An 18,337-nucleotide genomic window follows, 5' to 3' on the forward strand; every position below is an offset into this window, starting at 1 on the left:
AACAATGTACGCGGTTGCAATCACTGTCAATCACAGCGTGGAAACAACCCACAGAGGTCCCTCAATCTTCCAAAAAGAGGCAAAAAATGCCGCATTTTCTTCAACCTCCCAACAGTCCACGAGAAAATCAGCAGCACACGCGCATTTGCAGATGTACGCGGTTGCAAAAAAGTGGGCGCGTTTGCCCGCAAGGATAGGCAATCAGCCCGGATCTTGCGCGGCCCTGACGGTGCTGCGCTCGACCAGCTCTACCGGTACGAAACAATGCAGCGGCGCGCCGCCGGCATCGTCGCGCTCGATGGCCTCGATAATGGCATCGGTCACGGCGTTCCGCTTGCGTCGGATCGTCGTCAGTCGATAGGCGTGCCAATCGGCCTGCGGAATGTCGTCGAAGCCGATCACGCTGAACTCTTCGGGAACGCGCTTTGAAAGCGCCCGCGCTGCATCGAGCATGCCGATGGCCAGCAGGTCGGTCACGCAGAACACGCCGTCGATGCCGCCATTCCCAAGCAGCTCGAACCCCGCGCGCTTGCCGGCATCGTAGCTGGGCTCGTCCATGGCCCAGGGAATCGTCTTGATCCCGGCCTTCTGCATATGGGCGATGAACTCCGTCCGACGGCGGAACTGGCTCGACGTGTTGCGCGCGCTGACGACGGCCACCTGGGCGCAGCCCGCCGCGATCAATCGCTCCGCTGCGAGCCGCGCCCCCTGAGCGTCGTCGCTCGCGACATTGTCGAGATCGTCATGATGGCTGCGATCGACCAGTACCATCCGGACATTGTTGCTCATACACTCTTCGATGATCGCTTCAGGCGGCGTCCCCGACATGACCACGACGGCGCGAACACGGAACTCCAGGATGAGTTCAAGGAGCTGCGAGATATCGCCGGGGATGGCGGAAGCGTTGAGCAACAGGCTCTGCAGGCCGCGCCGCAGCAGGGCGCCACTGAGCTGGTCCAACTGGTTGGCCATGTGAGGGCTGCCCATATTGGCAACCACGATGCCGACCATGTTGGAACTGCCGCCGCTCAGCGTCTGCGCCAGCCGGTTGACCCTGTATCCGAGCGCCTCCGCGGCGCGGATCACACGCTGGCGTGTCTCGTTCGAGACGCTGGCGCCCTGAGTAAAGCTGCGCGAGACAGCCGCACGCGACACCCCCGCCAGATCGGCCACCTCCTGAGCGGTGACAAAGGTCTGGGGCGATTCCCTGCGGCCACCGGCACCTGGCGGCTTCCTTTTCATCGGGGCATCCACGGAGCGATCGTAAGTCACCCTTTGGGATCGCGAGCGCCGAATTGTCAATTGGCGACGGCCCGTCACCGCCTGTAGCTGGACTACCAGGCAAATCTCGGCAGGCAGTAGCGTGGCATGTCCGGATTGCGGGCGAACAGGGCCTCGCAGCTGCGCCGAAATGCCTGGCTGCCTTCGCTCCAGTTCAGTTCGTCGCGGTGGATGCCGTTGGCAATGAACAGGCTGTCGACCCCGGCGCGCGCCGCTCCGGCGACATCATGTTCGAGCGAATCCCCGATGGCCAGCAGACGGCCGGGAGGCAAGCCCAACCGCGCCAGGCAGGTCCGGTAGATGCGCGGCTCCGGCTTGCCGTGATAATGCACGGTCCCGCCCATCGCCTCGTAGGCGAGCGCGACCGCGCCCGGCGCCTCCAGCAGGCGCCCGCCCGGATGAACGCGGTGACGGTCCGGGTTGCCGCAGATCATCGGCAGCTCCCGCCTCAATGCCCGTTCGAGCACCGGCCGCCAGCTTGCAACCGACTGCCGCTCCGCATCCATGCTCAGCGTGAACAGGAAATCCGCCTCCTCGGGGGTTTCGACCAGCGTGAGACCGATCCCGCCAGCGAGATGCTGTTCGCCCGGCCGCGTCAGCGGCAAGCAGCGCAGGCCGAGATCACGATAGGCAGGCTCGTCGCGCTTCAGCAGCGCTTCGCGCGCATCGTCGCCGGCCGAGACCACGACATCATAGAGATCGCGGCGGAAGCCCATGCTGGCGAGGATCGCATCGTTCTCGCTGCCATCGCGCCCCGAATTCGAGAGGATGACGACCGGCTTGCCAGCGGCGCGCAGCGCTTCGAGACAGGCCACCGCGCCCTCATGGGCGATGGCGCCGTCGTGAAGCACGCCCCATTGATCGAGCAGGAAGCCGTCATAGCGCCCGGCCAGCTCTGCCACGCCCGCCGGAAAGAGCGCCTGCCGTGGCTCAGACAATGCGGGAGCGGACATAGGCCGAAAGCGCCTCGCTGATGATGACGATGCCGAGGATGGCGATCAGGATCACGATCGCCTGCGACCAGGCGAACTGGTTGATCGAGGCGTAGAGCAGGAGCCCGATGCCGCCGGCACCAACGAAGCCGAGCACGCTCGACTCCCGCACATTGATGTCCCAGCGATAGATCGAGGTGCCGATCAGCACGGGCAGAATCTGCGGGAGGATGGCGACGCCATAGACCTGCAAGGTACTGGCTCCCGTCGATTCCACCGCCTCGATCTGGCCGGCATCGACCTCCTCGATCGCCTCGGCGACGAGCTTGGCGATGAAGCCGACCGAGCGTGCCGCGACCGCGCAGATGCCGGCGACCGGACCCGGCCCGAAGATCGCGACGAAGACGAGGCCCCAGATCACCGTGTTGATCGAGCGCGACAAGACCAGCATGGCCCGGCCGATCAGCCAGGTCGCCTGGTTATAGGTGGTGTTGCGGGCGGCCAGGAACGCGACCGGCAGCGCGAAGATGATGGCGATCATCGTACCGAGCGTCGCGATATGCAGCGTCTCGATCAGCGGCTGGACGATGCGCGGCAGATAGGACCAGCGCGGCGGCCACATCCGCGAGATCAGATCGGCCGCCTGCTCATGCGCATCGGCGAAGAAGGCCCATTCGATATCGAGCGCCGAGACCGACCAGGCGGCGGCGATCGCGATGCCGCCAAGCCAGAGCCACTGCACGATGCGCTCGCGCAGCGAATAGCGTTCCCATTGGTCGGGATAGCGGCGCATCGGCGCACGGTCCTGCATTGGCTGATGCGCCGTCATCTCAGCCTCCGCCGGGCCCAGTCGCTGAACCACTCGCCGAAGGCGACCATCGCGGCGATCGTCAGCAGGATCGCGCTGGCGAAGTCGAAATCATAGCGCGAGAACGAGGCCGAAAGCGTCTGGCCGATGCCGCCGGCCCCAACGATGCCGATCACGGTCGAGTGCCGGAGATTGGAATCGAGCCGGTAGATCAGCACGCCCAGCGTCTTGACCAGGACCTGCGGCACGACCGCGTAGAAGAAGGTCTGGCCGAAGCTCGCGCCGGTGGCGCGGATGGCCTCGACCGGGCCGGGCTTCATGTTCTCGATATCCTCGGCCAGCATCTTGCCGAGGAAGATCGCCGAGGAGAAGGCGAGCGTCAGCAAGCCGGCGACCGGGCCGAAGCCGAACAGCTTCACGAAGAAGATCGCGATGATGACCTCGTGGAAGGTCCGGCCGGTGACGATGAAAGCGCGCGCCAGCAAATAGAGCGGACGCGGCGAGAGATTGGCGGCCGCGGCGATGCCGATCGGGATAGACAGCACCGCGCCGATGATCGTCGCGGCGATGGCGATCTGCACGCTCTCGACCATGCCGGTGAGCAGGAGCTCCCAGCGGCCGAAATCCGGCGGCATCATCCGCGAGAGGATGGTCCAGGCGCGCGGCAGGCCGGCGAGGATGCGGGCCGTATCGACATTGAGCGTCGAGAGCGACCAGACCAGATAGGCGCAGACCAGGGCCCAGAAGGCGAGCCGCCGACCGGGACCGCCGAAGATGCTCGGCGCGCGCCAGTGGTTGGGATAGGAGGCCGTCGCCGACGTCATGACAGCGCGCCGACGGGAGCCGTCACTGCTACGGGAGTGGGCGCCTCGTCATCCTCGTCCTGCGGGGTCGACCAATCCTCCTCGCCATAGATCCGCGTCAGCGCCGCATCGGTCAAGGCCGAAGCCTCGGCGTCGAAGACGATCAGCCCGTCCTTCATGCCGATGATGCGGTCGGCATGGGCGCGGGCGAGCGCGACGTCGTGGATATTGATGATGGCCGGGGTCTGGCGTTCGGCCACGAGCTCGCGCACGAGCCGCATGATCTGGCGCGAGGTCTTGGGATCGAGGCTCGCCGTCGGCTCGTCGAGCAGCAGCAGGTCCGGCCGTTGCATCAGGGCGCGCGCGATGCCGACGCGCTGGCGTTGGCCGCCCGAGAGCGCGTCCGCCCGCTGGTTGTGATAGCCGTCGAGCCCGACACGGTCGAGCAGCGCGAAGGCGGCCTGGATATCCTCGGGCGGGAAGCGATAACGCAGCGAGGCGAAGAGCCCGGTATAGCCGAGCCGCCCCGAGAGCACGTTCTGCATCACGCTCAGCCGCTCGACCAGGTTGTACTCCTGGAAGATCATGCCGATCCGGCGCCTGGCCGCGCGGAGGCCCTTGCGGTCGAGCGCGACGATATCCTCGCCGTTGAGCCTGACGCTGCCGGCTGTCGGCTCGACCAGCCGGTTGATGCAGCGGATGAAGGTGCTCTTGCCGGCGCCGGACGAGCCGATCACCGCGACCAGCTGCGGCCGATCGATGACGACATCGACGCCGCCCAAAGCCTTCTTGCCGGTCGGATAGACCTTGGCCAGCCCCGCGACGGCCAGCAGCGGAGCGCCGCCGGCCGAAGTCCCCGAAACAGCCGACATCAATCGCCCTTCAGCTTGGCCAGGCCGTCCTGGGTATAGGTGATGCCGCTGTCGCGCTGGATGACGATGATGTCCGACCAGGCCGCTTTGTAAGTCAGCTCCTTGAAGCCCTTGGTGTCCTTGAACTCCTTGGCGAGCCCGGACTTGAGGAAGTCGAAGGAGAGGAAAGCCTGCTTGATCTTGGCCTGGAGCTCAGGGTTCAAGTCATGGGCGAGGCCGAAGGCCGTGCGCGGGAACGGGCTCGATTCATAGACGATGCGGATGTCGTCGCGCTTGAACATGCCGCGATCGGCCATGCGCTCGACCACGCTGGAGGCGACGGGCGCCGCGTCATAGTCCTTGTTGACCACGCCCATGATCGAATTGTCGTGCTTGCCGGAATAGAGAACCTCGTAGTCCTTGCCGGGCACGATGCCCTTTTCCTTGAACAGGATGCGCGGCGCGGTGTCGCCGGAGTTCGAGGAGGGCGCGACATGGGCGACGCGCTTGCCCTTGAGATCGGCGATCGACTGGATCGGGCTGCCCTTGGGCACGATCAGTTGCAGCGTGTAGCCGATCGAATTGTCGTGCTTCTCCATTGCCACGATCGGCCGGAAGCCGGCGAGGTTGACAGCGAAGGGCGTCGGCCCGCTGGCGACGCCGGCGATATGGAGGCGGCCCGAACGCAACGCCTCGACCTGCGCCGCATAGGATTCGGCGCCGAACCATTTGATCTTCTTGCCGGTGACCTTGGTGAGATGCGCCAGGAAATCGGCGAAGACATTCTCGTAGACCGACGGATCCTCGACCGGCGTATAGGAGAAGATCAGCGTGTCCGGATCCTTCTGCCGCGCCTTGTCGCTCGGGATGTCGGCAAGCAGGTCGCCATCGGCGTCGCAATAGCGGGCGTCGAGCGTCCCGCGACTCGGGCAATTCTGTGCCTGCGCCGGGCTGGCTAGGCCGAATCCGAGCGCAATCAGGCATAGGGACGCGATCTTGGCGCGCAGCATGGTAACCTCCCTGGAAGCGGCGCTCTTGATCGGCGCTCGTGTAAGATTTCTTCCATCCTGATCAAAAGTGATCAGGGTGACAAGAGTGGCCGGCTAATAAGATGGGAGTTTGCCTACGCGACCCGCCAGCGGCAGCCGCAATCGAGCCAGGCCTTGCGCAGCCGCTCGGTCGGTTCGGCATCGACGACGACGAGAGCGACCTTGCCGGGATCGGTAATTCGTGCGGTGCCGACCTGGTTGAACTTGCTGTGGTCGGCCAGAACGACGGTCTGGCGGGAGCGCGCCATCGCCGCCTGACGAACCGCGATCTTCTCGAGATCGAAATCCATCGGCGCACCATCATCGTCGAAGCCGCCGATGCCGAGGATGGTATAATCGAAGCGGAAGCCGGCGATGGTCGCGATCGCCTGCTGGCCGACGAGGGAGCCGTTGGCACCGCGCGTCACGCCGCCCGTGACCACGACATCGAAGACGCCGCCCTGGCAGAAGATCTGCGCGACCGAGACGCTGGCCGTGACGACTCGCAGGCCGGGCTTGCCCAGCAAGGCACGGGCTGCCGCCTCCACGGTGGTGCCGACGTCGAGGAACACCGAGGCACCGGCCGGGATGATACCGGCCAGCGCCTCCCCGATGCGCTGCTTGCCTTGCGGGGAGACGGTGAGCTTCTGGGCATAGGCCGAGCGGATGCCGCCGGAGGCCAGGCCGGCGCCGCCATGGAAGCGCTGCAGGTAATTCTGCTCCTGCAGCCGGATGATCTCACGCCGAACGGTCTGGGCCGACACGTCGAAGCGGGCGGCAAGCGTCTCGATCGTCGTGAATCCGACCTCCTGCACCACGGCGAGGATCTGCTTCTGGCGGGTCGTGAGGTTCCCGGGTGCCGGCATATGAAATCCACCCGCAATGCGATAGGAGCGCGTTTCCTGCCGCTCAATAGAACAGCGAAAGGCACATGGCCCAAGCCACCATGCGCTCGTTCGCGGACATCCCTCGCTCGAGCGCGCCGGTAGCTGCGTCGGGATCGATGCGTCAGCCCTCAGGCGGCGGCGCGGGTTTCGACGAGCCGGGCCAGCAGGCTCGCGCCGACAGGCAGGATGCCGTCATCGAGGACATAGGCCGGGTTGTGCACCGGCACCGTGCCGGCATGGCCGACCCAGGCATAGGCGCCGGGCACGGCGCGCAGCATGTCGGCGAAATCCTCGCTGCCCATCAATGGCTTGACCTCGGTCAGCACGCCCTCGGTCCCGACGATCTCGGCGGCGACCTCGACGACGGCCTGCGTCTGCGTCTCGTGGTTGACCAGCACGTCGAAGATGTTGCGGATGTCGACATCGATGGTGACGCCGAAGCTCGCCGCCGTGCCGGCCGCGATCTCACGCATGCGCTCGCGCACCAGCGCGCCGATCGCGGGCGAGAAGGTGCGGATCGTGCCGGCGAGCACCGCCTCCTCCGGGATCACGTTATAGGCCGAGCCGGCATGGATCTGCGTGATCGAAAGCACCGCGGCCTCGCGCGGATCGGCGTTGCGGCTGACGATGGTCTGCAGCGCATTGGCGAGGCTCATCGCCACCACGATGGGGTCACGCCCCATATGCGGCATGGCGCCGTGGCTGCCGCGGCCGGTGATCTTGATGTCGAAGAAATCGGCGCCTGCCATGGCAGGGCCGGGAAAGATCGAGATCTGGCCGGGGTCGAGGTCGGGCGAATTGTGCAGGCCGTAGATCTCGTCGCAAGGGAAGCGCTCGAACAGCTTCTCGGCGATCATGCTGCGCGCGCCCCCGAGCCCCTCCTCGGCCGGCTGGAAAACGAACACGGCCGTGCCCTTGAAGCCGCGGTTCTCGGCGAGATAGCGGGCGGCGCCGAGCAGCATGGTGGTGTGCCCGTCATGGCCGCAGGCGTGCATCTTGCCGGCGACGGTGGAGCGCCATGGCAGGTTGGTGATCTCCTGGATCGGCAGCGCGTCCATGTCGGCGCGCAAGCCGATGCGGCGGCCCGGCCCGCCGGTGCCGTGGAGGATGCCGATCACGCCTGTCTTGCCGATCCCGCGATGGACCTCGATGCCCCAGGCGGCGAGCTTCTCGGCGACGATATTGGAGGTTCTCACCTCCTCGAAGCCGATCTCGGGATGGGCATGGAGATCGCGGCGGATGGCGACGAGCTCGTCCGTGAAGGACAGGATTTGCGGCAGGGCGGGCATGGCGGCTCCAGGTGGCGAATGGTTCAGGCGAAGGGCTGGCCGAGGGGCGAGGTCCGCAGGCCGGGGCGCAACCTGCGCCACGGCAAGGCCGCGGGATCGACCGGCATCGGCCCCGGCGCGGCGCAGACGAGGATCGTCTCCGCGATCGGTTCGAAATCGGCGCGGAAATGCACCGAGCTCTTGTTGACGAGGATGGCCTGCTCGGTCGGCTCGATCCCGACCTGCCGGTACATCGCCTGATCGGCCATCTGCGCCTTGCGCGAGCCGACGACGATCCTGACATCGCCGATGCGCAGGCAGGCGCTCGGCCCCAGATTCATCCGCGAACCGCCATAGAACGGGCCCGGCGCGATGAAGCGGCCGTCCGACAGCTTCTCGACCAGGAATTCACCGATCAGCGGCCCGTCGCCGGGTATCCCGGACTTGGCGCCGAGCGACAGCGCAATGGTGGCGCCCTCCCCCGCAGCATGCGCCGCCGCAGCAGCAGCCGGATCGACGATGACGCCGATCGCGGCACGCGCGGCGCCGCCGCGCACCAGGGCATGCGCCATGCCCATCGTGTCGGAATCGCCGCCGGCGCCGGGATTGTCCTGCGTGTCGGAGATGACGACTGGCTTGGTCGCGATCTGCGCCAACCGCATCGCCTCCGCGACGCCATCCTCGGGCGAGAAGACACGCCCCTTGAAGGCGGCCTCGCTCGCCATCACGCGAGCCAGGACCGCATCGGCCGCGCGGTCGGCATGGGCCTGCGTCGAGCCATAGGCGAGCACGGTCGCGCCGCAATCGGGAAAATCCGCAGCGGGGAAGCCGGGCAGGAAGGAGAGCGTCGGCACGGCCGGGCCTTCCAGCCCGGCAAGCTCGGCATAGATGGTGCGGCAGGGCTCCATCGCCGTCGCCTGCCAGGCGATGGGAATGAGATAGGGCACCTGGCGGAAGGCCTTGGCCGGGCGGGCCTCCGTCCCGATCAATCGGGCCAGCACCTCGGCCGAGCGGCTGCCGGTCAGGGCCATATCGACATGCGGATAGGTGCGGTAGGCCACGAGCGCATCGGCCATCGCCATCATCAGCGGCGTGACATTGCCGTGCAGGTCGAGGCTGACGACGAGCGGGACGTCCGGTCCGATCGCGGCGCGCACCCGCCGCAGCAATTCGCCTTCGCCATCGTCATGGTTCTCAGTGACCATGGCACCGTGCAGGTCGAGATAGACGCCGTCGAGTGGCAGTGCCGCGGCGATGCGCTCAACCAGTTCGCCCGCGATGGCTTCGAAGGCCTCGGCCGTGACATGGGCGGAGGGGCTCGCCGCGCACCAGAGCGTCGGCACGATCTCCCAATCCTGCCCGCTGGCGCCGTCGACGAAGCCGGCGGCACCAACGTTGACGTTCTTCACGGCCGCGAAGATCGCCTCGCCCCGGGCCAGGGGCGGCCAGCCACCGCCTTGCAGGAAGGCCTCCATTCCGGCCATGCTGGGCGCGAAGGTGTTGGTTTCGTGCAGAAATCCGCCGAATGCGACGCGACGCGACATCCGTCCTCCCCAAGGTTGGCGCCGAGGTAATCACAGGCGACGGCCCTCTCCAACACGCAAAAGCGCCGGCCCGGCCATCGAAAATGGCGAGGCCGCGTCATCCCGATCGACGCAGGTTGCCATGCCGGCAGTGGCGATGAGCGGATCACGGAGGTGCTCAGCCGGATACCGAGTTGCGCGCCCATGCAGCCGTCGTCATCACGCGCGGATTTTCTCCTGGCCGGGCCGGGCTCGATGATTTCGAATTGGCCCGCGGGACATACGCGCTGCCCACGCGGAAAACTCCAATCCAAAGCGATTCAGTTTCAAGGCCTCAGATCGCACGGAGACGCACGATGCGCCCCTCACGGTTCACAGAAGGGCAGGTCATCGGGATACTGAAGGAGCAGGAAGCTGGAGCAGCGATGGCGGGTGTCTGCCGCAAGCACGGCATCTCTTCGACGACCTTCTACAAGTGCAAGGCGAAGCATGGCGGGATGGACGTGTCGGACGCGCGGCGGCTGAAGGCCCTCATCAACGCCATCGCGCTTGTACGACCCCGTTGTACGAGGGCCGCTTTCAACGAACTGAATTTGCGGATTTTTCGGCCAGGATCAACGCTTAGAGCAGCGTGGCGCTCCCTAGGGGACTAAACGCCAAATAGAGATTTTCACGTTGCTTGCCAGCGAGATTGGATTATCGAGCGCGTTACCTGAGTACATGTTGGTGTATAACAATTTCAGACTTTGGCAAGTCGAAAATTGGCACCTGATCACCCTGACTATACACCGAGAATCAATTCGCCGAGGGCGGAGGATACCCCCTGCCCTCGGCGATGATGGCCGAGCCGCCCTGCCCCTGGCTTTCTACGAATCCAGCGTGCGGCGACGCAACGCCTTGCGGAACTCGTCGACACTCATCGTCTCGACGTCGCCCCGGGCGATCTGAGCAAGCGACTCCATGAGCCGGGCAGACAGCTCACCGATAGGCTGCGCCTCGCCCGGCCCGCACTCTTCCTCCTCCGCCCGAGCCGCCGCGCTGCGCTGATACTCGCGCAGCCGACGATCCATGCGATCGCGCGACAGACGCATCCGGGCCTCGAGCATCTGCCTCCGCAGTCGATCCATGCGGTCGTCGACCACGCTCATGTCGACACCTCGATCACGAGGTCCGGCTCGAAAGCAGGATTCTCGGAGCCGTAGCCGCGGGGGTTGCAGATGACGCGGGTGTGTGATCCCTCGACCACGTAATCGAAGGAATCGTGGACGTGTCCATGGACCCAGAGGTCGGGCTGATGCTCCAGGATCATGTCAGAAAGATCAGACACGAAAGCCGGATTCAGCGGATTCGGCTGCGGGATGTAGTAGCGAGGGTGCACGCTCCACGGATGAGGCGCGTGGTGCGTCACGACGACGGTCGGGCCGTCAAACTCCTCCGAAAGCGTAGCCTCGAGGAAGCGGCGCGTGGCGAAATGTGCCTGCCGGGCGTCGGCGGGCATCCAGTTGTTGTCCCGCGAGCGGCCGGTGATCGGGGGATCGTCCGTCCGATCGATGACCCGGTGATCATTCAGCAGCCCGCTCGCATTGCGCATGGCATACGCGATGTCGCGATCCCTACCCGCGCCGGTCACGCGCTCGGCATTGAGAGCGTAGTCTGTCCAGAGCGTGCCGCCGACGAAGCGGACGCCTTCGATGACAACCGATGCGTCGTGCAGCATGTGAACGTTGGGATGTTTCTCCGCAAACGCGCATCCGCGCACGAGACCGCCGAGGTATGAATCGCGATAAAATTCGTGGTTGCCCGGCACGTAGACGACGGGAATCTCGCTCGCGACATGAAACGCAGCCCAGCGGATGGCCGCATCGATAGGCCGGTCGATGTCCCCGGCCAATACGCAGACGTCGGCATCGTGCGGAACCGGCAGCGGGATCGGCTCCTGGAGTTCCAGGTGCAGGTCGGAGAGAATCCAGATTTTCATGATGTCCTCCCCTCCCTCAGCGCTGCTCGTGCCGACCGCAGCGGCAGGCCAGCCAACCATTGCCGCCCACGCGGCCGTAGTCGCCGCAGCGATCACACGTCAGGGCCGAGCGCCTCTCGGCGACTTCGATGATCGGGTCGACCAGATCCGGCGCGTTGTCGGTGTAGATGCGCAGCGTGCCGTATTTTTCTTTGACATCGCTGACGCGAAACGCCTCGCGCTCGTCCGGCAGCAGGCTGGCATCAATCTGCTCGAGGGCATCCTCGACGAGGACATGCCAGCCGCGACCGGCCGCGACATAGCCGACGCCGAGCTTCCCGCTGCCGTAGAGCGCGTCGATGCGGCGGCGCCAACCGTCGTCGAGGATGGCTTCTTCCTGCCTGGACTCCGCTTCCGGAAGCACGGCGCGGGGGGCGAGCGCGGCTTCGATTTCGGCACCCAGCGCCATCGCGTACGTCGTCGTCGGCGCGGCCTCGTAGTCGGACTTCATCCCGCCCGCGAGCGCGGCCCAGCCGGTGGCGAAGATGCGGGCGATACGAGCGCGCTGCTCGATGCGGCGAACGACGGCCTTCTCGTCGAGGGTTGAGGCCTGCCACGCCGAGGCCGCCAGCCACCGAGCATGGTCGACCGCGAGGGCGGCGTAGCGCTGGGCGACCTCTCCCTCGGCACCGCCCATGCGACCCATGGCGCAGAGCAGGATGACGACATCGCGTAGCTCGTCGGACGGTAGCATCGGATCGACGGTGCGGCGCGTGTGATGGACTTCGAGCCAACGATCCATCCTGAGATCGAATTTGATGGAGTCGAGCAGCACCTGGACCGTGTCGGCGACGCGGGCGTTGATGCGGCGCGTCGCGTCGACGATGTAGGTCGCGACGGTCTCGAGGTTACCGCTGTTCGCCAGCTCTTCGATGGGGCGAAGGCGGTCAGCGGCGGCGAAGTCAGGCGGATTCGTAGTGGGGGAGTTGTCGTTGGTGGTCATGTCGGCACCTCATGTGCGCGTCCGGTCGATGCCGGACACGAGGTGCCCGGCGGCTCATGGGATCGGACGTGGCGATATGAGCTGCTGGTTGAACATGACGGTCCTCAGGCCCCGTGGATCGGGGAGCGACTGGCGGTGTAGCCGGTGGCGATTCCACCGGCAAGCCGGTCGCGATCGATTGGTTAAGGGCGGGCTCAGGCGACATCCTCGGTTTCATCGGGATCGCCGTGGGCATCGGCGGTCCCGAAGAATTTCGTATCCGAAATCTCCATACGATCGGGGTCGTCGTGCTCTGCCGGTCTGCGCCGCTCTCCGTTTCGAAGGCGGAACGTCGACATCGTCGACATGGCACTCTCGACCTGCCGAGCGGAGCCCTGCGGGTTTCCGTTCGCGACGGAGATGCCGCACCAATTCCAGGGATAGGGGCCACCTGGAGGAGGCTGCACCTCAGCGCCGGTCCGAAGGCACTTCCGGATTCCGCCGCCGAGAACGTCGTCGAGACGGGCCATGTAAGGGTATCTGTCGTTGAGATGGTCGGCGGTTGCGATCAGGCCGATGGGGCTGAGCAGCTCGGTCTCGCGATAGAACCGGTTAGCCTCCGCGCGCGCCTCGTCGCACAGCAGGAACCGAAGCGACGGCGGGACCTGCTCTCGCGAGGCGGGCCGGACATCGGGCATCCGCTCAGCCGTCCGGCGTTTGGCCGACTTCTCTGCGGCGACGGCGGCGTGGTCGACGAGGACGATGCGCTCGGCAACGCGCAGGGTCTTGAGCAATGCGTCGGCGTCTTCGGGTGTGTATCGCACCGGCGCGAGCGACCATACACAATCAGCCTTAAATGGGCCGAGTTCGAACGCCGAAGGCATCTCATCGGCACCGCTCCACTGCCAAGTCATGAAGGCAGCCGTGTCGCGCGCGGCATCCTCGGAACCGAGGGGAATTGTCTTCGGGAACTTCAGGATCACTTGCTTCATCACCGTACCTCCACCCTGACGACGCGGCTGTCGGCAGCCAGCCGCCGGACATCATCCTGCGAAATCAGCAGGCCTCGGTCGGGTGAGAAGACCTCGAACCCGTCGATTGATTCATCGTCGTCCCAGCGCACGGTAAATTTGATTTCCCGAGAGCCGGTCCAGTCGGCGGCGAACATCTCGGCAGCAAAAGATTCCGCATTGGCAGCGTCGCCGGTGAGATGAAGCACGATCAGATTGGCGGTCGTCGCGTCGACCTCAGCTTCCCGGGCGGCCTCGGCAGCGGCCTTGCGAACCCTCGACTTGTTCTCGGCTTTCGCTGCCTTGCGTTCGGAGGCCTTGGCGTCGACGGCGGCCTTGCCCTTGGCCGTGGCCTTGTAACGTTGGAACCGTGCCTTCCTGGCATCGCGTGCGAGAGCCGCCCCCTGCTTTCGGCCCATCGCGATCAGATCAGGAGACTCGATCTCCTCCATCGCGAAGGCCCACGCCGCTGCCTGAGTGCCGCGATCCTCAATCTCGATGAGCAGGCGCTCGCCGCGCAGCCGTTGGGTGTAATGCCCGTCGCTCACCGGCATCGCGGTGTCGTCGCGGGCCATCGTCAGGGCTTCGTTCAGGGCGATCAGCCAAGCGTCGAATAGATCGCTCATCATCGCGCTGACGCCGTTGTCGAGGGCGACTTTCGCCGCTCGCAGCCAGAGCACCTGATCGACGCGATAGGCCGGATCATCCACGCCCCCGACATGCCGAAGGTGTTTCGGATCGATGCCCAGCGGGCGGACCTCGTGCCGGGACTTCGGCATCAATCGGAGCACGAAACGCCAAGCGACGATTGGGTTGCCACGCGTCGTCCCGAGCTGAGGCTGAGCCTCGTGGAGCTGGAAGTGACGGACCGAGAACAGGTCCTCGATCGCCGGATCGACAGCCCGAAGTTTGAGTTGGCCGACGTGAAGGGCTTTGCCTTCCGGAGGGCGGAACCCAAGCCAGTCAGCCATCTGTTCAACCGGCACGAGGACCTCGTGAAGATTGTTGGATGACGCGTCATACACGCATTCGCGGAGTGCCGCGGCTAGGTGGCGATACAGACGGATGCCATACCGGCTGCGCATCCGAGACATCGGCTCCAACTCGATGTAGGCGTACCGGCGCTGCGAGGCCATGAGCTGGGCGATGGGTTTCGGGATAATGTAGTGGACCTCGTCGACGTCGCCGTCTCTCTCTGTCCACGGAACGAGCAACTGGACGTCCTCGAACAGGCGGCCGGTGGCGGACCCGATGGAAACCGTCGTCCCGCGCAGCCGAGCCAGCGACGCCTTGATACCGGCCCGGCGGATCGTGCCGCCGAGAAAGGTCAGCACCTGGGCGGTCGGGATCGAATGCTCGAGGCGGTCCATGCGGCGGTCCGTCGAACGGTAGGCGTGGTCGACGAGCAACTCGTGCAGCGCGATGTCGTCGGCGCTCAACCGGTCGTCGCCCTTGACGGTCACGTGCTCGAGCATCTCGACGGGGCGCGGGGACTCGGGAGCGATCGCCCGGAAGTCCTCACGGGAAGCCAGGGCCTTCGACAGATCGCCTCGGGGAGCGGGCCGGAACAGGCCATCCTCGGTCCGGTCGCTCGGCGACGTCGCTCTCAGTCTTGTCCTCAGCAGACCCATCTTCGTTGCATCCCGTGTTTCTATGCAACTAAGATGATGCGGGGTCTTCGTTGGGTAGCGCAAATCCATGCAACGAAGACATATATGTAATTGAAATTGCTTTCCGATTCCGTCGGCGGATTTGAAATGTGAGCCCTGCTCAATCGTCTTCGTTGCGCTTTTTGCAGATGTTTTCGTCACGTCCCTGCAAATAATGCAACGAAGACGATTTTGAGGGGGCCGAGCTTGCAAAAGATGCAACGAAAACAATGTTGACTAGACCTGATGGCGGCAGCGTTTTCGAGCGTTTTCGGAAGCCGCGATTTTGACGATTCTAGATACAAGGACTTCGTCCTGTTGGAATCGTCATTTTCTGGGGGTTCCTGGCATCCCGCCCGAGGGGGGCTGGGAGGGGTGGTTGACTGGGCAGTTGGCCTGTCGGAACCACCTCGGCTGGGTGGGTTGGGATGATGAAGATCTAACCGTGCCGCTTCGCGGTTCTTTCCCCTCTGCCTCACCCGGCCCTACGGTCCGAGCATAGCGACTGGCGGGAGAGAAACTACCTGCCCCCACCGGACCGGCCTTCGGCCCGTGTCGAGAGGCGCCGGGGAAGCCGTCTCTCGACACGGTGATGACCGGCATGGCGCGATTCATGAAGTGATGCATGACGCGTCATACATATAGCGTTATATGACGCGTCATGCATTGACTCATTTCCGCCGAAGCCGCAGGCTCGTCGTAGTCAAGGAGGCTAAGGTCGATGACAGACGTCGAGAAGGAACGGATCAACCGGCTGTACGAGGCCTTGGAGGCGCGTCAGCGCGCCAAACCGCCGACGATCAGAGAGCTGCCGACCGAGGAGCGGAAGGCCTACATGGCGGAACTCCAGCGTCGCACTCGGGCGAAAGCCAAAGCCGCTGCCGAGGACGGCCGTGTCGAGGCTCGGACGAAGACCATCCGTGATGCCCTCGCCGACGCCGCGCTCATCATCCTGGCATCCGGCGCACCCGGCGCAGATGCCATCGAGAAGCTCGTTGGCATTGCCTTCGCCGGTCGCCCCGGCGTCGCGGGAACCGTGCGCGCGAAAGCCCGTGCCGGTGCGATCCGACCCAAGTTGCTGACACCCGATGTCCTGAAGGCGGCGACGTCGAAATCAGCCCTCGCGATCCTCGACCGCGCACCCGACGTCGCGCCGGACCCGGGCGACGAGATCATTTCCTGAGGCTGCCGAAGAACCGATCCCGGGCGATCTCCTCATCGCGGGTCAGCGGCCCCGCCATCCTCCGAATCCCTTGCTGCCAAGTGAGCACGTACAGGTCGTACACGCTGCCGAACCCGCCCAGTCGGATGGCCGTCGCGGCCGTGATCTCGCGCTTGGCCCACGACTCGGCGATCTCGATCCGGTTATAGGGCCCGTCTTCCATCGGCGAACCGTATCCCGGAACAACCGGATCGTCACCGGCGCTTGCTGCATTCCCGCCGGTGGCTGACGATCTCACCGAGTGAGGTCACTGAGTGAGGGGAGACAGCGATGGGGGGACGTCCGAACACGACCGGCAGCGAGACGCATCGGGCTTACATGCGCCGGTATCGCGCTCGGCTGGCTGCCGACGGCACGCCCGAGATCGACGACGTCGACAGGGCGCTCGTGCAGTCCCTTCTCGGTGCCATCGACGAGGCTTCCGAGCGAGCTTCCACACCTCCGGAATGGCTGCGGGCCATCGTTTCAGGGGCGAAGTCCAGGTTGCTGGCTGCCGGTTTCGAGAAGGGGCCTGTCGCCACACGTCTCAAGCGGAGGCTCGAGCCTGTCGTTCGCCGGTGACGGTCATCGGAATCGGTCGCGCCCATTACTCCTGCGAAAAGAATCCCGATTCCGAACAACTGAATCGTTGGCATCGAGATTCACTGAGTGAGGCCGCCGCCTCGTCCATGACGCATATCGTGCCGATCCGTCTCATCCGTGGGCCATCAGGCCTTCTCACCGAGTGATGGCGGTTCGCACCACGAGGGTACTCGACTCCGGCCGTGGCCATCAGATCGATCGCCAAACGGTCATGGTTCCTTCAGCACCCGCCGAAGGTCCTGATCATGCCGGGATGGACCGGCCCGCGACACTCGTCGAACGTCCGACCAGCGGCCCTCGCGGCCTGAAGACGACCAACGGCGGGCGGGACCCCAATCCCGCCCTTTCGGCCGCCCGGAACGATCACCGGCGGCAATCGGATCTAGACCAAGGTCTAATTTCGTGCCGCGCCTTCGCAAAGTTGTTTACAAGTTAAAATCAATAACACTTGCAAACATCGAAGATCGTCAACTTATTTGACGGAAACCCAAGAAGTAGAATCAAAATAATATCTCGTCGGCTATTGCGCCGATGGATGCGTTCGCACATCCTTATCTCATCGGCGGCGAGCAACGTCGATCCCGGCGGACCCGGGCAGATGAGAGGACTACGAAGATGAAGAATTTTTCTAACCTGAGCCTCACCGAGATCGAGGCGATCGATGGCAAGGCGGCTGTCGAGGCCATCGAGAAGGCCATCCGAGCCAAGATCGGCGAGGGCACCTGGTGGAACGCCTTCAACGGCCCGGCCTCGCGCGGGGTCACCGCCTACATCGGCGATGTCCGCCTCGACTTCGGCACCGACCTTTCCGAGCAGAGCGTTTTCGACGCCGCCATCGATGGGTCCACTGTCGAGGAAATCGAGGCTTGGTCCAACGACGAGCGTTCCGAAATCGAGCTCACCGTCGCGTCCTCGATCGTCGAGGAACACCTCGACCAAGGCCTCGCGAAGGACCTGTGGCAGTCGCTGACCGAGCAGGCCGAACGCACCGCCTGGAGGCAGTCAGAAGACGAACTCAACGAGGACCTCAGGGCCATCCGGCAGGCCGCCTGATCATCGAGGGGCCGGGCACCCAGCCCGGCCTTCCTCCGAGCCGCCTCAGGCAGGCGGCTTCGAGGAGGGCCAACCTCCAAACCGAAGCAGCATCATCATCAGAAGGGAACGGCACCATGCCTTACGGACACATCTACGAACTCGACGGCGTCGCCTACGACTACGCCAAGCACCTCATCGAAGGGCTCATCAGCAACGAAGAGCACTTCGGACCCGGCACCTACGCCTCGTGGGGAAGCGACTTCGGCCTGATCCGCGAGGCGGTCGGCAACGGCTTCTACGAAGTCGATGGGGACGCCCTCCAGGTCGTCATGACCCGCCGTGAATGGAAGCAGGTTCGTGAGGGCGTTCTGGCCGCCCTGGCGCAGCTCCAGGCTGAAGAGGCCGAGGCCGTAGCGGAAGCCGCCTGATCAACGAGGGGCCGGGTACCCAAGCCCGGCCTTCCTTGTGAGATCGCCTGCAATGTTGGCCCCGTTGGGGGCGGTTATCGCTTTGAAGGTT

General features: G+C 65.1%; 19 protein-coding genes and 1 pseudogene. 5 read left to right on the plus strand and 15 right to left on the minus strand.

Translation table 11 applies throughout. The features are described from left to right. Nucleotides 1–201: 201 nt before the first annotated feature. From NUV79_RS09340 to NUV79_RS09380, 9 genes are all read right to left on the minus strand, one after another. Nucleotides 202–1,242 carry a LacI family DNA-binding transcriptional regulator gene (locus NUV79_RS09340; RefSeq protein WP_257732803.1) on the minus strand — a complete coding sequence of 347 codons (1,041 nt, stop codon included), beginning with the start codon at nt 1,240–1,242 and terminating at the stop codon, nt 202–204. Between the two features lie 92 nt (nt 1,243–1,334). Then, the gene (locus NUV79_RS09345) at nt 1,335–2,234 is read right to left on the minus strand and encodes a TIGR01459 family HAD-type hydrolase (RefSeq protein WP_257732804.1); all 900 of its coding nucleotides are present in this window, start codon (nt 2,232–2,234) and stop codon (nt 1,335–1,337) included. Beyond that, nucleotides 2,212–3,042 carry a phosphonate ABC transporter, permease protein PhnE gene (gene phnE, locus NUV79_RS09350; RefSeq protein WP_257732805.1) on the minus strand — a complete coding sequence of 277 codons (831 nt, stop codon included), beginning with the start codon at nt 3,040–3,042 and terminating at the stop codon, nt 2,212–2,214. The genes NUV79_RS09345 and phnE (NUV79_RS09350) overlap by 23 nt, the downstream gene beginning before the upstream one ends. Next, nucleotides 3,039–3,845 carry a phosphonate ABC transporter, permease protein PhnE gene (gene phnE, locus NUV79_RS09355; protein WP_257732806.1) on the minus strand — a complete coding sequence of 269 codons (807 nt, stop codon included), beginning with the start codon at nt 3,843–3,845 and terminating at the stop codon, nt 3,039–3,041. Before phnE (NUV79_RS09355) ends, phnE (NUV79_RS09350) begins: the two co-directional genes overlap by 4 nt. Then, entirely contained in the window at nt 3,842–4,657 is an 816-nt protein-coding gene (gene phnC, locus NUV79_RS09360; RefSeq protein ID WP_257732826.1) for a phosphonate ABC transporter ATP-binding protein, read from the minus strand. Before phnC ends, phnE (NUV79_RS09355) begins: the two co-directional genes overlap by 4 nt. A gap of 38 nt (nt 4,658–4,695) precedes the next feature. Then, nucleotides 4,696–5,685 (minus strand): phosphate/phosphite/phosphonate ABC transporter substrate-binding protein, encoded by a 990-nt coding sequence (gene phnD / locus NUV79_RS09365; protein ID WP_257732807.1) that lies wholly within the window; start codon nt 5,683–5,685, stop codon nt 4,696–4,698. Between the two features lie 113 nt (nt 5,686–5,798). Beyond that, complete coding sequence (locus NUV79_RS09370; RefSeq protein ID WP_257732808.1) at nt 5,799–6,569, minus strand: DeoR/GlpR family DNA-binding transcription regulator; 771 nt, start codon at nt 6,567–6,569, stop codon at nt 5,799–5,801. A gap of 149 nt (nt 6,570–6,718) precedes the next feature. Next, nucleotides 6,719–7,879, minus strand: coding sequence for a M20 aminoacylase family protein (locus NUV79_RS09375; RefSeq protein WP_257732809.1), 1,161 nt, complete (start codon nt 7,877–7,879; stop codon nt 6,719–6,721). Between the two features lie 23 nt (nt 7,880–7,902). Further along, the gene (locus NUV79_RS09380; protein WP_257732810.1) at nt 7,903–9,402 is read right to left on the minus strand and encodes a M81 family metallopeptidase; all 1,500 of its coding nucleotides are present in this window, start codon (nt 9,400–9,402) and stop codon (nt 7,903–7,905) included. Nucleotides 9,403–9,737: 335 nt separating this feature from the next. Here NUV79_RS09380 and NUV79_RS09385 point away from each other — a divergent pair. Further along, nucleotides 9,738–9,914: pseudogene (locus NUV79_RS09385) on the plus strand (transposase); the annotation flags it as partial. A gap of 333 nt (nt 9,915–10,247) precedes the next feature. Here the strand turns inward: NUV79_RS09385 and NUV79_RS09390 are convergent. From NUV79_RS09390 to NUV79_RS09410, 5 genes are all read right to left on the minus strand, one after another. Then, nucleotides 10,248–10,529, minus strand: a complete 282-nt coding sequence (locus NUV79_RS09390; protein ID WP_257732811.1) for a hypothetical protein — start codon at nt 10,527–10,529, stop codon at nt 10,248–10,250. Continuing rightward, the gene (locus NUV79_RS09395; protein WP_257732812.1) at nt 10,526–11,359 is read right to left on the minus strand and encodes a metallophosphoesterase; all 834 of its coding nucleotides are present in this window, start codon (nt 11,357–11,359) and stop codon (nt 10,526–10,528) included. The genes NUV79_RS09390 and NUV79_RS09395 overlap by 4 nt, the downstream gene beginning before the upstream one ends. 16 nt (nt 11,360–11,375) lie before the next feature. Further along, nucleotides 11,376–12,341 carry a hypothetical protein gene (locus NUV79_RS09400; RefSeq protein ID WP_257732813.1) on the minus strand — a complete coding sequence of 322 codons (966 nt, stop codon included), beginning with the start codon at nt 12,339–12,341 and terminating at the stop codon, nt 11,376–11,378. Nucleotides 12,342–12,535: 194 nt separating this feature from the next. Continuing rightward, nucleotides 12,536–13,312, minus strand: coding sequence for a hypothetical protein (locus NUV79_RS09405; protein ID WP_257732814.1), 777 nt, complete (start codon nt 13,310–13,312; stop codon nt 12,536–12,538). Next, entirely contained in the window at nt 13,312–14,961 is a 1,650-nt protein-coding gene (locus NUV79_RS09410) for a replication initiation protein (protein ID WP_257732815.1), read from the minus strand. Before NUV79_RS09410 ends, NUV79_RS09405 begins: the two co-directional genes overlap by 1 nt. 739 nt (nt 14,962–15,700) lie before the next feature. Between NUV79_RS09410 and NUV79_RS09415 the strand changes: the two genes are divergently transcribed. After that, on the plus strand, nt 15,701–16,162 hold the full coding sequence (locus NUV79_RS09415; protein WP_257732816.1) for a hypothetical protein: 462 nt from the start codon (nt 15,701–15,703) through the stop codon (nt 16,160–16,162). On the opposite strand, the gene NUV79_RS09420 is transcribed toward NUV79_RS09415, so the two are convergent. After that, nucleotides 16,152–16,364 (minus strand): hypothetical protein, encoded by a 213-nt coding sequence (locus NUV79_RS09420; protein WP_257732817.1) that lies wholly within the window; start codon nt 16,362–16,364, stop codon nt 16,152–16,154. The genes NUV79_RS09415 and NUV79_RS09420 overlap by 11 nt on opposite strands. 107 nt (nt 16,365–16,471) lie before the next feature. Between NUV79_RS09420 and NUV79_RS09425 the strand changes: the two genes are divergently transcribed. The 3 genes from NUV79_RS09425 to NUV79_RS09435 all read left to right on the plus strand — a co-directional run bounded on the left by NUV79_RS09425 (nt 16,472) and on the right by NUV79_RS09435 (nt 18,246). Continuing rightward, nucleotides 16,472–16,762 carry a hypothetical protein gene (locus tag NUV79_RS09425; RefSeq protein WP_257732818.1) on the plus strand — a complete coding sequence of 97 codons (291 nt, stop codon included), beginning with the start codon at nt 16,472–16,474 and terminating at the stop codon, nt 16,760–16,762. 552 nt (nt 16,763–17,314) lie between these two features. Beyond that, complete coding sequence (locus tag NUV79_RS09430; RefSeq protein ID WP_257732819.1) at nt 17,315–17,836, plus strand: hypothetical protein; 522 nt, start codon at nt 17,315–17,317, stop codon at nt 17,834–17,836. A gap of 116 nt (nt 17,837–17,952) precedes the next feature. Then, nucleotides 17,953–18,246 carry a hypothetical protein gene (locus tag NUV79_RS09435; RefSeq protein ID WP_257732820.1) on the plus strand — a complete coding sequence of 98 codons (294 nt, stop codon included), beginning with the start codon at nt 17,953–17,955 and terminating at the stop codon, nt 18,244–18,246. Nucleotides 18,247–18,337 lie beyond the last annotated feature (91 nt).

The sequence above is a fragment of the Allobosea sp. 47.2.35 genome (genome assembly GCF_024655635.1).
In the GTDB taxonomy this organism is placed as follows: domain Bacteria; phylum Pseudomonadota; class Alphaproteobacteria; order Rhizobiales; family Beijerinckiaceae; genus Allobosea.